An 18,616-nucleotide genomic window follows, 5' to 3' on the forward strand; every position below is an offset into this window, starting at 1 on the left:
GTTCAATCATAAATATTATCATAACAATCACCCCGCCATCTGTCCGCGCGCGTACCGGGCGGTGACAGACTGTGCGGGCGCCCGTGCCGGCGGCAATGCGCGCGCGCCCCGGTCAATCACATAGAAAAGATAGGCCATCGTCGCGAAGAATTCCGCCCCCAGGATGGCATTGGGCGCGATCGGCACTTCCGTTATCGAGCGCGCCAGCAGGACCAACAACATCGCAATGCTAGCGCCGGAGGTCGCCTTCGCCGCGCGGACGGCATAACGGATGAATACGCCGAGGAAGCCCAGCAGACCGACCACGCCGACCAGGCCAGAACGGCTGAACACTTGCAAATACTGATTGTGGGCGGTGACCGCCCCGCTCAAGCCCAGCCGCAAGCGGTTTTCCAGATTCCAGAAGCCGCCGCCCTGGCCGAACAAAGGATGCTCCATGCCCCCGTTGAGCGCCGCACGCCAGATCCACAAGCGGCCCGTCCCGGTGCTGAGGTCACCCACAGCGCGCGAATCCAAATTTCTTTCGAGCGTACGCAGCAAGTGCGAATCGGCGAACATCATCCATCCTCCCAGCACCACAATCATCATGCATGCCAGCCCAAGCAGCACGGCCAGGAACAGGCTGCCGCTGCGATTGTAGCCCTGGCCCTTGTCGCTCACGTAACGCCAGATCCGGTTGCCAGTGATAATCAACGAGCCGAACATGGCCGACAGAATCGACGTCTTGGACTGCGTCAGCAACAACGTCAGCCAGGCTGCGCCCAGCACCAGCAAGCCGACCCAGCGCCGTTTGGATGGCACCGCCAATTCCATCAGGACGTACGCGCAGGCGACCGCCCCCAGCGCGTTGGCATGGGCGGTGACCCCCCACAGGCGCCGGCTGAAACCGGGGATCAAGCCGACGTAGCCGGGTTGAAAGGCCGAACTCGGCGTTGCGACTGCGGCGATCAGGCTGGCGAACACCAACATACCCAGACAATACTTCAAGATCAGCGCCGGGTCGAAGTCGGACAGCTGCATGTAGCAAAACAGGGCCAGATAAACAAAGAAGGGATACACCAGCGAGATGTGGAAATAATAGTGCTTGCCCAAAGGAATCGGCAACACGCTGAAGGCGACAAAGAACAGCATGAACGCCACCGTTGCGTCACGCGGCGGCATGAGGCCACGGCCGAGATAGCGTGGCGCGCCGGCCAACTTTTTATTGAAGTCGAAGAACCAGGCAAGGCATAGCGCTATGGACGACGCCACCAATGTCATCAATAGAAGTTTGGCCGCCAAACCCGAGCCGGCATCCCCTTCGGCGACATTCATCAGCCCCTGGTCGCTCAGCGTCAGTTTCCTTTTGGACAAGACGATGCTGAGGATACTGGCCACCGTCAACAACATGATCAGCGCGCTGAAGGCGTAGCCGCGCCAACGGATCGCCATGCCGCTGACGATGACCGACCCGCTGATCGCCGCCACGGCAAGCAACAGCGCCGCCAGTGGCAATAACACAAACGTAAAAAGTTCTACCATGGTGGATGCGCTCCCCCTCCGAATTACATTACCGCCCGGTCTAGCGTCCGAACAACGCCGCCAGTCGCCGCCCAGCCCCGAAGCGCAGCATCACTTCATGCAGCGCCGGACAGAAGAAAAAGTGTGGAAAAGCCTTGAGCAGGCCGACCACCACCAACAGTTTGAGCGGCAAGCTGAGCGCCTCATACATCATCAGATCGCCACCAGGCACATACAGCGGGGCAAACTGCACCGCCAGCACCAGTGCCAGCACCAGCGGCCCGCGGACCACGCCCAGCAATTCCCGCCCCCCGATGCCGGCACTGCGCGCGATCGCGCGCGTTTGCACCGCCAGTCGGACCAGATAGGCTCCGCTGATGACCAAACCGAGCGCCACCAGGCCATAATCCACGGCCAGGTAGAGGCCGAGCAACATCAATAGCAGGCAAAACAATTGCGAACGCAGCACGGTCTGCTGACCACCGATCGCTGTCAGTATGGCGCCCGACAGCGTGCTGATGGATAGCGCGACCATACCGACAGACATGGCCGAGAACGCAGGCGCGGCCTCCAGCCACTTGTTGCCGAACAACAGGCTGATCAACCAGTGCGCATGGGTCAGTGCATAACCGTAGGCGGGGATGACCACGAAGGCAATCGACGCCACCGCGCCCAGGTAGAGCCGCTTGATGCGCGGCGCGTCACGCCCGACCGCCGAGGCGGTGGAGAACAGCACGACCTGCAGCGTCTGCGCCAGTTGCATCGCCGGCGTGCGCGACAACATGCTGGCCGCATTGAAATTGCCGAGGGCGCCCGCCCCCAGCGCGCCGGCGACGACCCCGCTAGAATTATCGACCGCCCAGTTCAGCACGTTGATGCCGGCCACCGAGCGTCCCAACGGGCCGGCCTTGGTCGGCCGCAGCGGATTGCCAAGCCGCAATGAGTGCGGATAGAAGTAGTAACCTATCGCGAACTGCAAAATCGCCTGCGCATACCAGGCGCCCAGCAGGGCCCACATGCCGCAGCCGGCCAACGCCATGCCGACCCCGACCAGCGGATAGGCGATCAGGTAGGCGCCGGTGGTGGCGTATTGGATCTCCCGGAACCGCAACTCGGCCCGCAGCTTGGCGTGCGAGATGCCGAACACGGCGATCAGCAGATAGGACGGCGCCGAATAGCGGAACATCTGGCCCGCCAGCGGGCTGTGCAGCCAAGCCGACAGCGGGTAGGACATGGCATACACCAGGCACCCGCCCAGCACCGAGCCCAGCATCACGCGCGACAGCACGATACTGACCTCATCGGCCTCGAACTGCCCCTGGATCAGCGCCCAGCCGAAGCCCTGGTCGATGATCAGCGCCATCACGCCGTACAGCAGCAGGTTGTAGCCGAATGTGCCGACCAATTCCGGTCCGAGCTGGCGCATGATGATCAACTGGGCGAAGAATTGGGCGGCGATGCGCACCAGCGTGCCCGCGTAGTTGCTCTTGACGGCACCGATCGTCTTTGCTGCTAAATTCATTGGATTCCTAATGGCGTGCGCCGGCGCGATGATCGCCTAGCGGGTCAGCCCCGTCAGACGCAGCTTGTCCGGTTCGCCCAGCCGGGCCACCAGCGCCTGCACGAAACTGTCCTGCAGCTGGAAGGCGCTGCCGGTGTCGCGGTTGATCGAGGACACGCGGAACAGCAGACCGTCCGGGATCTCGCCGTGGAAGCCATAGCGCATCTCGGCCAGTTTCTTGTCTATCCGGCTGACCACCACCACGTCGCCGACGGTGGTCCAGTAGGTCACGGGCTCGTAGCGCTGCGCCTCCAGACTCGTCTCCAGGCGCCGCACGGGGATGGTGCCGCTGGCCGTGGCCAGCGTCGCCGCCCGGTTCGACAACACCTGGAAGCCCTGGGCCGGATAGCAGATTTCCGGATAATGCACCTGGGTGGTGTCGCTCTGGTCCTTGCCGTAGGCGATCGACAGCATCACCTGCTCGCCCTTGCCGTTGACATAGGTGCGGGCCAGGGTCTGGGTGTAGATGCGCTTGAGTTCGTCCTGGATCTGCGGATCGACCACGGTGGCGCCGGTGTCGACCAGGGTCCAGTCGCCAAAGCGCGACGGGATGGCGCGCTCGAGCACGATGGGCGCGCGCACCTCGGCCAGCCGGACGGTCGGGGTCAGCTGTTTGGCCAGGCCGGCCGACAGCAACATCATGCCGCACAGGGCGAATTGGGCGTAGCGTCGCTGTGTCATGCCGCGTCCTTACTGGCCGCCGCCGGCGCCGACCGGCGCGCGCGCACGCCGACGATGTATTGCAGCAGCGAGTCGACGCCCATGATCAGCAGCAAGGCGCTGATAAACAGCAGCATCCCGGCGAAGCCGTGCAGGAAACCCTGGCCGGCCGCGTCGCCGAAATAATAGGTGATGAGGGTGAGCGTGATCACGCGGATCACATTCGCCGTGAACGAGATGGGAATGATCAACGCGGCCAGCGTGACGTTGCGCAGGGCGGCGGAGTGGCGCACCACGTTCAGGTAGAACAGGCCGAGCGCCTCCAGCGTGAGCAGGGTCTGCAGGCCGGCGCAGGCGTCGGCCACCAGCAGCTGGTACTGGCCGATCTGCAGGATCACGCCGCTGCGCGCGATCGGATAGCCGAACAGGAACAGGATGTGCTCGGCAGCGTAGGACACGGCCATCTTCATCGGCAGCGTCAGCATGCTGACCACGGCGCTGGGCAGCGGGATCATGAACAGCATGAAAAAGAACGGGAACCAGACCACGCGCAGCGAGCCCCCGCCGAAGAAGATCAGCACCAGCGCCAGCAGGACGACGATGAACGAGCCCAGCTCGAACGCCTGGATGGCCTGCGAGCGGCCGATGACGTACAGCGCCATGGCCAGCACGCCCAGCGCCCAGCCGGCGTAGGCGCGACCGCCGCTGCGCCGCTGCGCCATCCGGGGAAACAGGCGCGCCAGCAGCCACAGCGCCAGCGCCAGGATGATGGGACCGTGGGCATAGCTCTCGGTCGACCAGAGGCCGGTGGCCAGGTCGTAGAAGGTGGGGCCGTACAGGGCCGCCATGCCCAGCATCAGCGGCCACCAGTCGGCCAGCAGTTGCGGCCAGGAAGGGCCGGCCAGCGTCAACGGTCGTGTCATCGTCCGTGCCATCAGTCGTCGATCATCACGGCGCCCACCACCTCGGCGCCACTGCGTTCCATCTGCTCGCGCATGGCGTGCACGCTGGCCATCCGGGTCTTGTTGTTATTGATCACCAACAACACACCGCCGGCGCGCGCCGCGGCCACGAAGGCGTCCGTGCCGGCCTGCACCGAAGGCACGTCGTACAACACCACGTCGTAGCGCTCCTCGAGCTGCAAATTGAGGCCGGCGAAACCGGATCGGCTCAGCAACTCCAACGGGTTGGGCGGCAGCGTGCCGGCGCCCAACACCGACAGGTCGAGGAAATCGTCGATGACGGCGATCGCGTCCAGGCCGGCCCGTCCGGCCAGCAGGTCCGACAGGCCCTGCCGCCCGCTCAAGGCGAAGATGTCATGCTGGCGCGGCGTGCGCAGGTTGGCGTCGACCAGCAAGGTGCGCTCGCCCAGCTGGGAAAACACCACGGCCAGGTTGGCCGCCACCAGGCTGGCGCCGGCGTCGCCATCGACGCCCACCACCACCAGCGCCTTGCGGCCGCGGGCGAACCATCGCAACATGAGCTGGCTGCGCACGGCGCGCAGCGTCTCGACCTGGCCGCTGAAGGGCTGGTAGGCCGCCACCAGCGTCGGCGGGAACTTGCCCTCGCCTTCGGCCAGATAGGGGTAGTCGAACTGGCGCGCCAGCACCTGCTGGATGTCGGCCTCGGTGATCAGGCCCAGACGCTGGGCCGCTTCACCGAAGCGTATGCCCAGTTCCTTTTGCATACGCAGGACACGTTCGGCGTTCTCGGGACTGATCTTGCCCGAAGCCAGCAGCAGGGCGCCTATGCTCGAATCGCCGCCGCGCGCCAGCGGCGGATGGGGCACGGGGGAGGCAGGATAATTCATAGCGGGTTCCATCATTTAATTTGAACGGCGGCTGCGCGCGCCAGACGCGGCAATCCAAAGCGGCGCGGCCGCGGCGCATCCTGCCAACGGATGGCGCCAAACACGGGCACCTGCAGCAACTCGACCACATCGGCCTCGGAACGCACACGGCGGTCGAGCATCTCGGCCAGCAGGCCCAGCCCCACGCCGAGCAGGCTGCCCAGCAGTATGGACAGCAGGGCGTTGAGCAGCACACGCGGGCTCGACGGCTGCACCGGCGGCACGGCGGGGTTCAGCACGGCCACGTCGGACTGGTCCGCCTGGCCCTCGATCTTGGTCTGGGAGAAGCGCTGCGAGGTCGCATCGAAGGCGCGCTGCGCGCTCTCGACGTCCTTCTGCAGCACCCCCAGCTCGTCGCGTGTCCGGTTCAGTTCCAGCACCTTGGCCTTTTGCTGGGCCAGCGCCGCGCGCACGGACGCCTCGCGCTGCTGCAGGATTTGGGCGTTGTTGCTGACACTGTTGGAGGTGGCCTGCAGCTGATCGCGCAAGTCGGCCCGCAGCTTCTCGACCTCCGCCTTGGCGGACTGGTACTGGGGATGGTTCTTGTCCAGGCGCTGGCTCAGTTCGGCCAACTTGGCCTCGGCATTGCCCAGGCCGACCTTCAGGCTCTGGATCAGCGGGTTGCTCACCACGTCGGGCGATTCCGCGCCCATGCCGCCCTGCGCCATGCGCTGGCGCGACGTCGCCTCCATCAACTGGCCCTGCGCCATCACCAGCTGGGTCGACAGGTCGTTGAGCCGGGTCGACTCCACGTCCAGCCGGTTGTCCAGGCTGACGATGCCATGCTCCTGCTGATATTTCGACAGGCGCGCCTGGGCCGTCTCGACGTTATCGCGCAGCAACTTGGTCTGCTCGTCGAAATAGCTGGCCGCCTTCTTCATCGGCTCGACCTTCAGCTGTATGCTCACCTTCTGGTATTCCTCGGCGAAGGCATTCGCCACGCCGGCGACGAAGTCCGGGTCGGCGCCCTTGAAGTTGATGTCGACCACGCTGCTTTCGCGCGACGGCACGATCTCCAGCTTCTTCAACAGCAGGTCGGCCAGCCAGTCGCGCACCGTGCCCTTGCCCTCGGTGGCCTCCTTGAATTGCGCCTGCACGACCGGGCTGCTGGCCAGTTTCATCTGGTCGACCACCCGCAACGCGACGTTCTTGCTGCCGATGATGTCGATCTGCGTGGCCATATAGCCGGGCAACAGCTGGCCGGGCATGGTCAGCCCGGTCACCGAATCGACGCCCTTATAGTTCATCACCAGCGAGGCGGTCGCGGTATAGGTCTTGGGCAGCAACAGGCTGACCAGCAGCGTGATCGAGACGGTGGCCAACAAGGTGATCAGGATGATCTTCTTGCGCGCCCGCAGGATCAACAGGAATTGAGAGAAATTCATGTTACAACTTTCGACACAAAATGGAGGACATGGCGCCGCGCGCAAACGGCGCGGCGTGTATCAGAACAGGCTTTCCCGCACATACACGACATCGTCGGCCTGGACCACGTCGTCCAGCTTGGCGTCGATCGATTGCATCGAGCCGTCGGCCCCGCGGCGCTTGATGCGCACGCCACGCTCGGTGCCGCGCGGACTCAGACCGCCACCGACGGACAACGCCTGCGCCACCGTCATGGCGCGCTCCAGGCGGAACGTGCCCGGACGCTGCACCTCGCCATAAATATAGAAGCGCGGCGCCCGCTCAACGTACAGGATATCGTCCGGCGCCAGCTCGAAATCGTTCTTGAACTCGCCCGTGCGGATCATGTTGACGATGTCGATCACGTCCTTGGTTGTGCGGCCGTTGCGCTTGCGGATCACGCTGACGGTGTCGCCGCCGTCGGCGCTGATGCCGCCGGCCAGCGCCAGCACGTCCATCACACTGCGCTTGCCCTCGACCGGGTAGCGGCCCGGACGGTTCACTTGACCCAGCACGGAGATCTGCTGGCTCTGCAGGGCCGTGACGACAATGTTGACCTGCGCCTTGCGCACGAAACCACCCGACTCCAGCAAACCACCGAGCTTCTTCTCCGCCGTCGTCACGGACAGGCCGCCGACCTCCACCGCGCCCAGCAGCGGAAACGTGATCGTGCCGTCGGTGTTCACGCGCGTCTCCAACCCCAGGTCCGGATTGCCGTACACGGACACCTTGATCAAATCACCGGCGCCCAGCTGCGTTTCAGCCGCGTTCGCCAGTCCAGCCATACCGGCCAGCAGCAAGGCCATCATCCATATCGCAAGTCGCTTCATTATCCACCCGATCCTATCGCTCATAAATGTTTGTTGTGCGCCATCGCGCCCCGCTTCACTTCAACCCGGCGACGCCCCGTTCATTGGCCGTCGCCGCGCTGGCGGCCGGCGCGGCCGGCGTGGCGGCCGGCGTGGCCGGCGCGCCGGCCGCCTTCTCGTCACCGGGCGTCAGGTAGACTATCTTGGCGGCGGCACGCAGCCGGGCCAACTCGGCGTCGGCCAGTTCCTTGTTCTTCTTGTTGAACAAGAATTGTTCGATCTGCGCCGCAGCCACATCGACGGTCACCGGCACGTCCTTGATGGCGGCGATGGTGATCAGCAGACTGCGTTCGCCTTCCTTGATGACGAACAATTGGCCCTTCGGCATAGCCAGCAATTTGCTGACCAGCTCGGAGGGCAGGTCGGAGCTGGCGCGCGTCAGTTCCGTGCGGCCGAATTTGATCTTGCGGGCATCGAGCCAGGCCGCCACGTCGTCGAGCGACTTGGCGCTGTCCATCTCGGCCTTCAGTTCATCGCCCAGGTCCGCGGTGGCGATGACCAATTCGCGCATGAGCAGTTCCTTCCGGTTGGCGAAAAATTCCGGATGGGCCTTGTAATAGGCCTCCACCTCGGCCCGCGAGGGCCGCGCCACGGCGCCCACCCGCTTTTGCAGGTAAGCCTGCGCCACGATCAGCGACTTGGCGCGCTCGACCGCCTGCACCACCTTGGGATCGCGGTCGACCTTGTCCTTGACGGCCTCGTTCTGCAACAACTGCCGGTCGACCAGGGCATCCAGCAATTGCTTGCGCGCGGCCGCCTGCTGCTGCGGCTGGATGCCGGCGCGCTGCAATTCCTCGTTCAACTGGAGCACGGTGATCTCTTCGCCGTTGACGCTCACCAGCGACTGGCCCGATTTCTTTTCCTTGTTCCCGCAAGCGGACAGGGCCAACGCCGCCGCCAGCATCACCCCGGAACACACCAGCACTTTCCCAGCAGTCTTTTTGTTCTTCATCAAGTTCGCCATATTCAAATAGGTCAACAAGTCCCGGCAAGCACCGCCAAGCCCGATCGTGGGCCAGCCGCCGGCCTACCGCGACATTAGCAAACTTTCGCTACCCACAGCATAAATATTTGCTACTGATTTGCCACCGCAGTATGCAAGCCACGGGCTTGATTGTCAATATTACAAAAATCATCGACGGCCGGAAATCGCGCCGCGCAACTTTGCCAAAAAAACCATTTTGTGGATTATAAAGCAAGCGCCGCGGTTCGTCACGGCGCGCCGCTACCGTGCGCACGGTGGTGGCCGTCAGTGCGCGTTGTCGCGCTTGAGCACCACGTGCACCGTCTTCACGATGATCCAGAGGTCCAGCCACAGCGACCAGTTGCGCAGGTAGTCGAGGTCGTAACGGATGCGCGCCTCCATCTTGTCCAGCGTCTCGGTCTCGCCGCGCAGGCCGTTCACCTGTGCCCAGCCCGTGATGCCGGGTTTGGCCTTGTGGCGCAGCATGTAACCCTTGATCAGCTTGCGGTACTGCTCGTTGTGGGCCACGGCGTGCGGCCGGGGGCCCACGATGCTCATGCGCCCCTGCAGCACGTTGATGAACTGGGGCAGCTCGTCGAGCGAACTCTTGCGCAGGAACGCCCCCACCCGGGTGACCCGCTGGTCGTTCTTGGTGGCCTGCACCACGTGGGCGCCGTCCTCGGCCACCGTCATCGAGCGGAACTTGTAGACGATGATTTCCTCGCCGTACAGGCCGTAGCGGCGCTGGCGGAAGATCACGGGACCGGGCGAGGTCAGCTTGACGGCCAGCGCGATCACCAGCATCACGGGCAGCAGGGCGATCTGGATCAGCGCCCCCAGCACGATGTCGCTGGCGCGCTTGATCATGCTGTTAAAGCCCGTAAACGGCGACTCGCAGATGGCGATCACGGGCATCCCGCCGACGTTGTCGAACCGGGCCTGCATCAGGTCGAACACATAAATGTCGGGCAGGAAGTAGACCGAGGCCGTCGTATCCTGCAGCTCGTCGAGCAGCTTGCGGATGCGCGGCTGGGCAGAGATGGGCTGGCTGATGAAGATCATCTTCACATGGTTGGCCCGCACGTAAGGGGCGATGTCGGCCATGCGGCCCAGCATCGGCTGGCGCATGTCGGCCGGCCAGCGGTCCTCCGTGCGGTCGTCGAAGAAACCGTGCACGCTCATAAACAGGTTCGGATGGCGCTCGATGGTGCGGGCGAATTTCAGGCCCACGTCGTTGGCGCCGATGATGATCACGGAGCGCACCTCGCTGGCCTTGGCCGGGTCCGAGCCGATCACGCGCGCGGCCAGGTGGCTGGTCAGCAGCACGAACGGGGTGGCCACGAACCAGGACAGCACCACCGTCTCGTCGTAGTGGTAGGCCAGGCCGCTGATCGAGCCGAGGAACACCAGGATCAAGGCCGTCACCACCCAGCCCACCACGATGTCGCGCGAGTAGGCCAGCATGCGGCCGCTGCGCCACGTGCGGTAGGGGTCGACGTGCTGGTACACAGACGACGAGACGAAAAACGCAAGCACCATCAGCACCAGCGAATAGCCGGTGAACGGTTCAGCATAGATCATCGAAAACAGGTACAGCGTACCCATGATGATGAGTGGATCGAGGATACGCTGAAAGAAGGAAATTAAGGGGACGTCGTTTACAGTCATAGCTTACTTTAGAACTGCCCCGTCGCCGTCAGCGACACACCCTTGGCCGTGTAGCTGCCCGTCCCCACGTACGCGCTGCCGGTGCGGCTATCCCGGAATACGCTGAGATTCAACTGCACCGAATTGAGCGGCATGTAGGTCAGTCCGGCCTGGGCCAGGTTGCCCGAATCGCTGGGGTCGCCCGCCAGCACGACGGCGCGCACCACGTTGAAGTCGCGCCGCTCGTGGCGGAGCGAGGCGTCGGCCTTGAGCTTGGCCGAGATGTCCCAGTTGGCGCCCACGCTGACGCCCTTGTTCAGGCTGCTGTTGACCAGCGTGCTCTCGACCGCCTGGAACTCGCGCCACGTGCTGGCATTGAATTTCAGCTTGCCCAGCGGTTGCCAGTACACGGTCACGCGGCCGTTGGCGCCGCTGGCGTTGTAGCCGGTGAAGAAGTTGTGGTCGCGGCGGGCCCAGCCGGCCAGCACCTGGACCTGGGTCACGCCGTTCAGCAGCCAGTAGATGTTGGCCTTCAATTCGTCCTGCTTGTAGCCGTTGTCGATCACCACCCCGCCCACCACGCGCTGGTTGGGATAGCTGCCCTTGGCGTGGCGCGCCAGCACGCCGAAACGGCTGCCGCTGGCGGCCAGGTAGTCGAGGCCGACATCGCCGCTGTCCTCGGTGCGGTCGATGAAGCGCTGGCTGGCCAGGTCGTAGCTGTACTTGGTGGTCGACAGGCCGGCGTGCACCTGCCAGCTGGGGTGGAAGCGCCAGTAGCCGTCCGCGTATTCTCGCCGCGTGGTGCGCAGGTTGCGCTCGCTGCTATGGTAGTCCGTGAAGGGCGTCAGCACCTGGGAATAGGCCACCCCCACATGCCCGGAGAAGTTGCGCAGCACAAACCATTGCCACTCGGCCGAGAGATCCTTGCCATTGTAGTTGAGCTGGTCGTAGTGGTTGAAGCTGACGCGCGACACCTTGGCCTGCCCGGTCAGGATCTGGCGCCCGATGGGACGCTCGAACAACAGCCCGGCCTGCAACTGGGTCAGCGTGTCGGAGCGGCTGCCCTGCGGTCCCGGCACGCCGTCGGGCAGACGCAACAGGTTGTCCTCGTAGCTGTAGGTGGCCGACACGAACGGGTGGATGGTGTCGCTGAGGGCGGCCTGCGCCGGGCTGGCCAGGATGGCGCCGATCAGGGCCGCCAGCGGCAGCAAGGTGCCGCGCGGGCAACGGGAGTGGGTCGACAGGGAACTAGGCATGGGCGTCTTCTTTGTAAAATATCAAACTGCTATTTGTCAATATTACCAGTAACTCCAACGACCAGTGGAAATTATCCATGCCCCCAGTAAACCGTTGGTGACACTGTGCGCCAGCACGGGCGACCACAGGGTGCCGCTGCGCATGTACAACAGGCTGTACACGGCGCCGGCCACGATGCCGGCCAGCCAGAGGTTGTGTTCGAAGCCGAATAATACCACTGTGACAACAAAAGGTTTCCACCCCAACCGTGCGGGCACCACTTGCTGGAACCGGGGCGAGGCGATCCAGCGCATCAGGTAGGAGCGCCAGAACAGCTCCTCCATGACGGGCACCACGAGGGCGGCGCCGGCCACGCGCACGCTTGCCAGCAGCCAGTCTATCTTGCCATCGCGCATGGGATCAAATCCGGCGCTGGCGCCCACCGACATCCAGTCCGCATTGAGGTTTATCCACAACACCAGCACCACGACGCCGGCCGTCACCGCCGTGGCGGCGGCGCGCCGGTCCAGGCGGGACAGGCGCAACTCATCGTACTGGCGGCGGAACAGCAATAGCAGGGCCAGCACGACGGCGATCTTGCACGGATACAGCCAGCGCAACTGGTCGGCGCTGGCGCCCAGCCGCCCCAGCAGGTCGGCGGCGGCGATGAAGGCGAGGTAGGCGGCGAACGGCAGGACGCGCGGCCAGGCGGCGCGATCAAACATGGCGGCACCGGCGACGGACGGGCGTGGCGCGGGCCACGGACGGTGCAACGGGGATAACGCGCATGCTGTTCCTGTCTCAACGAGGCAACGGGCCGCCAAGGGGGCGGCCCCAAACATGCTTATGTTACAACAAACTGGACGAACTGAGGAGTCCGCCCGCAAACGAACCGCGCGTTCAGCCGCGCGCGGCAGACTCGATCGCCTCCCACCGCTCGAGCGCCGTCAGCAGCTCTTCCTCGATCTGCTCCATGCGGGCGTTGACGCGCTTGGCCTCGGCCGCGTTCTTCTTGTAGAAGTCGGGGTCCGACAACTGCAGCGCCAGCGCCGTCTGCTCGTCCTCCAGGCTGGCGATCAGCTTGGGCAGCTCGTCGAGCTCGCGCTGCTCCTTGAAGCTGAGCTTGCGCGGCTTGGCGGCCGGCGCGGCGGCGGCCGGCGCCGGCTTGGCGTCGGCCTTGGGCGCCGGCTTGGCCGGGACCGCGGCCGGGGCCTGCGCCCGCACCCGCTCCCAGTCCGTGTAGCCGCCCACGAACTCGCGCCAGCGGCCCTCCCCTTCGGCCACGATCACCTGGGTCACGACGTTGTCGAGGAAGGTGCGGTCGTGGCTGACGAGGAACACGGTGCCCGTGTACTCCTCCAGCAGTTCCTCGAGCAGCTCGAGGGTGTCGATGTCGAGGTCGTTGGTCGGCTCGTCCAGCACCAGGCAGTTGGCCGGCTTGGCGAACAGGCGCGCCAGCAGCAGGCGGTTGCGCTCGCCGCCCGACAGCGACTTGACGGGCGAACGGGCGCGCTCGGGGGCGAACAGGAAGTCGCCCAGATAGCTCATCACGTGCTTGCGCTGGCCGTTGATCTCGACCCAGTCGCTGCCCGGCGCGATGGTGTCCATCAGGCTGGCCTCCTCGTTGAGCTGGGCCCGCATCTGGTCGAAGTACGCCACCTGCAGCTTGGTGCCCAGGCGCACGGTGCCGGCGTCGGCCGTCTCCTCGCCCAGGATGATCTTGAGCAGCGTGGTCTTGCCGGCGCCGTTGGCGCCGATCAGGCCCACCTTGTCGCCGCGCAGGATGGTGGCGCTGAAGTCCTTGATGACCACTTTCTCGCCAAAGGTCTTGGAGACGCCTTCGAGCTCGGCCACGATCTTGCCCGAGCGTTCGCCGGACGACACGTCCAGCTTGACCTGGCCCTGCTGCTCGCGGCGCGCGGCCCGTTGCAGGCGCAGCGCCTCGAGCCGGCGCACGCGACCCTCGTCGCGCACGCGGCGCGCCTTGACGCCCTTGCGGATCCACACCTCCTCCTGGGCCAGGAACTTGTCGAACTTGGCGTTCTCCACCTCCTCGATCTCCAGCTGCTCGGCCTTGCGCACCTGGTAGGCGCTGAAGTTGCCCGGGAAGGACAGCAGCCGCCCCCGGTCGAGCTCGACGATGCGGGTGGCCACGTTGTCGAGGAAGGAGCGGTCGTGGGTGATGAACAGCACGCTGCCCTTGAAGTCGCGCAGCAAGCCTTCCAGCCACAGGATGGACGTGAAGTCGAGGTGGTTGGTCGGTTCGTCGAGCAGCAGCACGTCGGGCGCCGACACCAGCGCGCGCGCCAGCGCCACGCGCTTCTGCATGCCGCCGGACAAGGTCTTCATCAGCATGTCGCCCGGCAGGTTGAGCTTGCCCAGCGTGGTGGCCACCTTGTTGGGCAGGCTCCAGGCGTCGGCCGCGTCGAGCTTGACCTGGATGTCATGCATGCGCTCCATCAGCGCGTCGTCGTCGCCCTGGCCGAACTGGCCCGTCAGCGCGTCGTACTCCTTGAGCAAGTCCTGCAGGTCGCCCATGCCGGCGGCCACGGCCTCGGACACGGTCATCTCCGGATCGAACACGGGTTCCTGCTCCACGTAGGCGATCTTCAAGCCCTGCTGCATCACCAGCAGGCCGTCGTCGAGCTTGAAGCGGCCGGAGATGATCTTCAACAGCGACGATTTGCCGGTGCCGTTGCGGCCGATCAGGCCCACGCGCTCGCCCGTTTCCAGTGAAAATTCCGCGTGATCGAGGAGCGCGACGTGACCGAACGCCAGTTGCGCCGAGGATAAGGAGATGACTGCCATAATGAGTGAGGAGATATCCGGGCGGGCGCCGACAAGGGCGACCAGCCGCAGAATGGATGAATGAATGAAGCACGCATTGTACCGGCTGCCGCGTGCGCCGCGCCAATTGCGCCGCACCGGAGGCGGTGAGGGTGGTCCGGAGGCCGGGCGCCGGACTGGTATCGCCAACAGGAATCGAACCTGTATCTGATTCTTAGGAGGAACCTGTTCTATCCGTTGAACTATGGCGACACACTGTGAGCAGCGCCATTGTACAGCCTAACAAACGACTGCGACAGGGGGGGCGCGCGGCCGCGCCCTCAGTCCGGCACCACCGCCGTCACCTCGATCTCCACCCTCGCCCGGTCCTCGACCAGTCCCGCCACCTGCACGGCCGTCATGGCCGGGTAGTGCGCGCCCATGATTTCGCGGTAGGCGAGGCCGATGTCGGGCCAGGCCGCCACGTACTCACGCTTGTCGAGCACATACCACGTCATGCGCACGATGTGCTCGGGACGCGCGCCGGCCTCGGCCAGCACGGCGACGATGTTGTGCAAGGCCTGGCGGGTCTGGCCGGCGAAATCGTCGGTGTGGAACACACCCTGGCCATCCCACCCTATCATGCCGCTCACGTACACGGCGGTGCCGCGCGCGGCCACCCCGTTGGCATAGCCGCGCGGGCGCACCCAGCCCGGCGGTTGCAGGATCTTCATCTGCTCATTCATCTGTCCACCCATTTTGTCTATTTGCCCTCAGGTTGCGGCGCGGCGCGCAGCAGCTCGCGCGCGATGATCAGTTGCTGGACCTCCGTCGCCCCCTCGTAGATGCGCAGCGCGCGGATTTCGCGGTACAGCCGTTCGACCGGCTGCTCGCTGACCACGCCCAGCCCGCCGAACAACTGCACGGCGCCGTCGATCACCTGCTGCGCCGTCTCGGTGGCCGTCAGCTTGGCCATGGCCGCCTCCTTGGTCACGTTGCGGCCCTGGTCGCGCTGCCACGCGGCCCGGTAGGTCAGCAGCGCGGCCGCGTCGATGCCGGTCGCCATCTGCGCCAGGCGCGCCTGCGTGAGCTGGAAGTCGGCCAGCGCCTGGCCGAACATCTGGCGGCCCGTGGCGCGCGCCAGCGCCTCGTCCAGCGCGCGCCGCGCAAAACCCAGCGCGGCCGCCGCCACCGAGGTGCGGAACACGTCCAGCGTGGCCATCGCCACCTTAAAGCCCTGCCCCGCCTCGCCGATGCGCGCGCCGGCCGGCACCCGGCAGCCGGTGAACGTCAGGCGCGCCAGCGGATGCGGCGCGATCACGTTGATGCGTTCCGCGACCGCGAAGCCGGGCGTGCCGGCGTCGACGATGAAGGCGCTGATGCCGCGCGCGCCCGGCTGTTCGCCCGTGCGCGCGAACACCACGTAGAAGTCGGCGATGCCGCCGTTGGAGATCCACGTCTTCTCGCCATCGAGCACATAGTGGTCGCCGTCGCGCACGGCCGCGCACGCGAGGGCCGCCACGTCCGAGCCGGCCTGCGGCTCCGACAGCGCGAACGCGGCGATGGCCGCGCCGCTGGCCACGCGCGGCAGATAGGCGGCGCGCTGGGCGGCGCTGCCGAACAGGCTGATGGCGCCCGAACCGAGGCCCTGCATGGCGAACGCGAAATCGGCCAGGCCGCAATGGCGCGCCAGCGTTTCGCGGATCAGGCACAGGGCGCGGGTGTCGAGCGCCTCGTCATGGCCGCCCCACTCCCTGCCGGCCACGGCGTGGCGCAGCCAGCCGGCCGCGCCCAGTTGCGCCACGAGGGCGCGGCACGCCGCGTCCACGTCGCCATGGTGGCCGTCCACGATGTTGGCGGCGGCCCAGGTGTCCAGCGTGCGCTCCAGTTCCGCGTGCTGCGGCGCCAGGAACGGCCAGTCCAGGTAACTTTTGTCGGCCATGCTCAATCCCCCTCGAACGCCGGTTTTTGTTTGGCCACGAACGCGTGGTAGGCGCGGTGGAAATCATTGGTGGCCATGCAGATGGCCTGGGCCTGGGCTTCCGCCTCGATCGCCTCGTCCACGCCCATGTTCCACTCCTGCTGCAGCATCTTCTTGGTCATGCCGTGGGCGAAGGTGGGGCCGTCGGCCAGACCGCGCGCCAGCGCCTGCGCGGCGCCGGCCAGCGCGTCCGGCTCGTGCAGGCTGTTGAAGAAGCCCCAGCGCTCGGCCTCCGCGCCCGACATGGAACGGCCCGTGTACAGCAGCTCGGCCGCGCGGCCCTGGCCGATCACGCGCGGCAGCAGCGCGCACGCGCCCATGTCGCAGCCGGCCAGGCCCACGCGCGTGAACAGGAACGCCGTCTTGCTGCGCGCCGTGCCCAGGCGCAGGTCCGAGGCCAGCGCCAGGATGGCGCCGGCGCCGGCGCAGATGCCGTCCACGGCCGCCACCACGGGCTGCGGGCAGGCCCGCATGGCCTTCACCAGGTCGCCCGTCATGCGCGTGAAGGCCAGCAGACCGGGCATGTCCAGTTTGGTGAGCGGGCCGATGATGTCGTGCACGTCGCCGCCCGAACAGAAGTTCTCGCCGGCGCCGGTGACCACGATGGCCTTCACGTCCTGCGCGTAGGCCAGCGCGCGGAACAGGTCGCGCAGCTCGGCGTAGGAATCGAAGGTGAGCGGGTTCTTGCGCTCGGGCCGGTTCAGCGTGACGGTGGCCACGCCATCGGCCACGGTGAACAGGAAGTGACTGGCCTGGTGGCCGGCCAGGGTGCTGACGTTGCCGGGCAGGCGCTGTGCTTCGCCGGGGAGGTATCGCATAGGTGGTCCTTACTTTTCTTCGGAGGCGTTCAGGTGGCGCTTCATCTGCGACAGCAGGTCGATCAGCTGCGCCTTGTCGGCGCCCGACATGTCCTGCAGCAGTTCGGCGATCCATTGTTCGTGCACCACCGCGATGGTGGCGAAGGTGCGGCGGCCGGCGGGCGTCAGCTTGACGCTGTAGGCGCGGCCGTCCTTGGGGTCGGGCACGCGCACCACCAGATTTTCCTGCTCCAGCTGGTCGGTGATGCCCGTGACGTTGCCGCCCGTGACCATCATGCGCTTGGACAGTTCGCCCATGCGCAGCCCCTGCGGATAGCGTTCCAGTTGCGCCATCAGGTCGAAGCGCGGCAAGGTGATGCCGAACGTGGTGCGCAGCCGGCTGCGGATCTCGTTCTCGATGCGCATAGTGCACGAGAGCATGCGCAGCCACAGCTTGAGCGACTGGTGATGGTCGTCCGTCAGGCGGGTGGCCAGGTCCAGCACGGGCGCTTCCTCTTGCTGCGCCTGTGCCGCGGCGTGGTCGTGGTTCTCTGGGCTAGACATGGTGTTCCGTTTCCAAGGTTGAATACATGCTCACATCACCTCGCCGCCGGCGACGGCGATGGCCTGCCCGGTCATGGCGGCCGATTCGGGCAGGCATAGCCAGGCCACGGCGTTGGCCACCTCCTCCGGCTGCACCAGCCGTTGCTGGGGATTGCCGGCCGCCAGCCCGGCGCGCGCCTGCTCTTCGTCGCGGCCCGTCTTGGCGACGATGTTGGCGATCGCCTCGCGCACCATGTCGGTCTCCGTGTAGCCGGGGCAGACGGCGTTGACGGTCACGCCGCGCGCGGCCACCTCCAGCGCCAGCGCGCGCGTCAGCCCCACCACGCCGTGCTTGGCCGCCACGTAGGCCGCCACGTAGCGGTAGCCCACCAGTCCCGCCGTCGAGGCCACGTTGACCACGCGGCCCCAGCCCGCCTCCAGCATGGCGGGCAGCGCGGCCTGGGTGCAGTGGAAGGTGCCGGTCAGGTTCACGTCCAGCATGCGCTGCCACAGCGCCGCGTCGGTCTTGCCGAACGGCGCGGACGCGGCCTGGCCGGCGTTGTTGACGAGGATGTCGATGCGCCCCGCGCCGCGCGCCGCGCGCGCGAAGCCGGCCAGCACGCTGGCGTCATCGGCGACGTCGATGATCTGCGTTTCCACCCGGCCCAGCGTGTCCAGCCGCGCGGCCGCCTCGGCCAGCGCGGCGCCATCGCGCCCGGCCAGCGTGACGGTCGCGCCGCGCAGCAGCAGCGCGCGCGCGCACGCCGCGCCGATGCCGCGCGCGCCGCCCGTCACCAGTGCGTGCCGTCCCTCCAGCGATGCGGCGATAGGATTCATCG

17 protein-coding genes and 1 tRNA gene are annotated in these 18,616 nt (G+C 66.1%); all 18 read right to left on the minus strand.

What is annotated here, in order from left to right; genetic code table 11:
* Nucleotides 1–27: 27 nt before the first annotated feature.
* The 18 genes from AC1RQG_RS06055 to AC1RQG_RS06140 all read right to left on the minus strand — a co-directional run bounded on the left by AC1RQG_RS06055 (nt 28) and on the right by AC1RQG_RS06140 (nt 18,614).
* Nucleotides 28–1,521, minus strand: a complete 1,494-nt coding sequence (locus AC1RQG_RS06055; protein ID WP_493129347.1) for an O-antigen ligase family protein — start codon at nt 1,519–1,521, stop codon at nt 28–30.
* A 40-nt stretch (nt 1,522–1,561) separates the two neighbouring features.
* Nucleotides 1,562–3,022 (minus strand): oligosaccharide flippase family protein, encoded by a 1,461-nt coding sequence (locus AC1RQG_RS06060; RefSeq protein WP_493129349.1) that lies wholly within the window; start codon nt 3,020–3,022, stop codon nt 1,562–1,564.
* A 36-nt stretch (nt 3,023–3,058) separates the two neighbouring features.
* Nucleotides 3,059–3,742, minus strand: coding sequence for an exosortase-associated protein EpsI, B-type (epsI, locus tag AC1RQG_RS06065; RefSeq protein WP_493129350.1), 684 nt, complete (start codon nt 3,740–3,742; stop codon nt 3,059–3,061).
* The gene (xrtB, locus tag AC1RQG_RS06070; protein ID WP_493129352.1) at nt 3,739–4,644 is read right to left on the minus strand and encodes an exosortase B; all 906 of its coding nucleotides are present in this window, start codon (nt 4,642–4,644) and stop codon (nt 3,739–3,741) included. Before xrtB ends, epsI begins: the two co-directional genes overlap by 4 nt.
* Nucleotides 4,645–4,655: 11 nt before the next feature.
* Nucleotides 4,656–5,531 carry a chain length determinant protein tyrosine kinase EpsG gene (gene epsG / locus AC1RQG_RS06075; protein ID WP_493129354.1) on the minus strand — a complete coding sequence of 292 codons (876 nt, stop codon included), beginning with the start codon at nt 5,529–5,531 and terminating at the stop codon, nt 4,656–4,658.
* Between the two features lie 11 nt (nt 5,532–5,542).
* Nucleotides 5,543–6,955: a chain length determinant protein EpsF gene (epsF, locus tag AC1RQG_RS06080; RefSeq protein WP_493129356.1), complete on the minus strand. Its 1,413-nt coding sequence runs from the start codon at nt 6,953–6,955 to the stop codon at nt 5,543–5,545.
* A 60-nt stretch (nt 6,956–7,015) separates the two neighbouring features.
* Entirely contained in the window at nt 7,016–7,783 is a 768-nt protein-coding gene (epsE, locus tag AC1RQG_RS06085) for a polysaccharide export protein EpsE (RefSeq protein WP_493129358.1), read from the minus strand.
* A gap of 76 nt (nt 7,784–7,859) precedes the next feature.
* On the minus strand, nt 7,860–8,795 hold the full coding sequence (locus AC1RQG_RS06090) for an EpsD family peptidyl-prolyl cis-trans isomerase (RefSeq protein WP_493129360.1): 936 nt from the start codon (nt 8,793–8,795) through the stop codon (nt 7,860–7,862).
* A gap of 297 nt (nt 8,796–9,092) precedes the next feature.
* A complete protein-coding gene (locus tag AC1RQG_RS06095; protein ID WP_493129362.1) occupies nt 9,093–10,475 on the minus strand; it encodes an undecaprenyl-phosphate glucose phosphotransferase in 1,383 nt (460 codons plus the stop codon).
* Nucleotides 10,476–10,483: 8 nt separating this feature from the next.
* On the minus strand, nt 10,484–11,710 hold the full coding sequence (gene epsL, locus AC1RQG_RS06100) for an XrtB/PEP-CTERM-associated polysaccharide biosynthesis outer membrane protein EpsL (protein WP_493129364.1): 1,227 nt from the start codon (nt 11,708–11,710) through the stop codon (nt 10,484–10,486).
* A 42-nt stretch (nt 11,711–11,752) separates the two neighbouring features.
* A complete protein-coding gene (locus tag AC1RQG_RS06105; RefSeq protein WP_493129366.1) occupies nt 11,753–12,415 on the minus strand; it encodes a CAAX prenyl protease-related protein in 663 nt (220 codons plus the stop codon).
* A 175-nt stretch (nt 12,416–12,590) separates the two neighbouring features.
* Nucleotides 12,591–14,498: an ATP-binding cassette domain-containing protein gene (locus AC1RQG_RS06110; protein ID WP_493129367.1), complete on the minus strand. Its 1,908-nt coding sequence runs from the start codon at nt 14,496–14,498 to the stop codon at nt 12,591–12,593.
* A 156-nt stretch (nt 14,499–14,654) separates the two neighbouring features.
* Nucleotides 14,655–14,729, minus strand: a tRNA-Arg gene (locus AC1RQG_RS06115).
* A 68-nt stretch (nt 14,730–14,797) separates the two neighbouring features.
* A complete protein-coding gene (locus AC1RQG_RS06120; RefSeq protein WP_493129368.1) occupies nt 14,798–15,190 on the minus strand; it encodes a RidA family protein in 393 nt (130 codons plus the stop codon).
* Nucleotides 15,191–15,219: 29 nt separating this feature from the next.
* Nucleotides 15,220–16,398 carry an acyl-CoA dehydrogenase family protein gene (locus AC1RQG_RS06125; RefSeq protein ID WP_493129370.1) on the minus strand — a complete coding sequence of 393 codons (1,179 nt, stop codon included), beginning with the start codon at nt 16,396–16,398 and terminating at the stop codon, nt 15,220–15,222.
* A 2-nt stretch (nt 16,399–16,400) separates the two neighbouring features.
* Nucleotides 16,401–17,255, minus strand: a complete 855-nt coding sequence (locus AC1RQG_RS06130) for an enoyl-CoA hydratase family protein (RefSeq protein ID WP_493129372.1) — start codon at nt 17,253–17,255, stop codon at nt 16,401–16,403.
* A gap of 9 nt (nt 17,256–17,264) precedes the next feature.
* On the minus strand, nt 17,265–17,798 hold the full coding sequence (locus tag AC1RQG_RS06135; RefSeq protein ID WP_493129373.1) for a MarR family winged helix-turn-helix transcriptional regulator: 534 nt from the start codon (nt 17,796–17,798) through the stop codon (nt 17,265–17,267).
* A gap of 30 nt (nt 17,799–17,828) precedes the next feature.
* A complete protein-coding gene (locus tag AC1RQG_RS06140; protein WP_493129375.1) occupies nt 17,829–18,614 on the minus strand; it encodes an SDR family NAD(P)-dependent oxidoreductase in 786 nt (261 codons plus the stop codon).
* Nucleotides 18,615–18,616: the final 2 nt, after the last annotated feature.

The organism is Rugamonas sp. GW822-FHT03B10 (assembly GCF_058801745.1).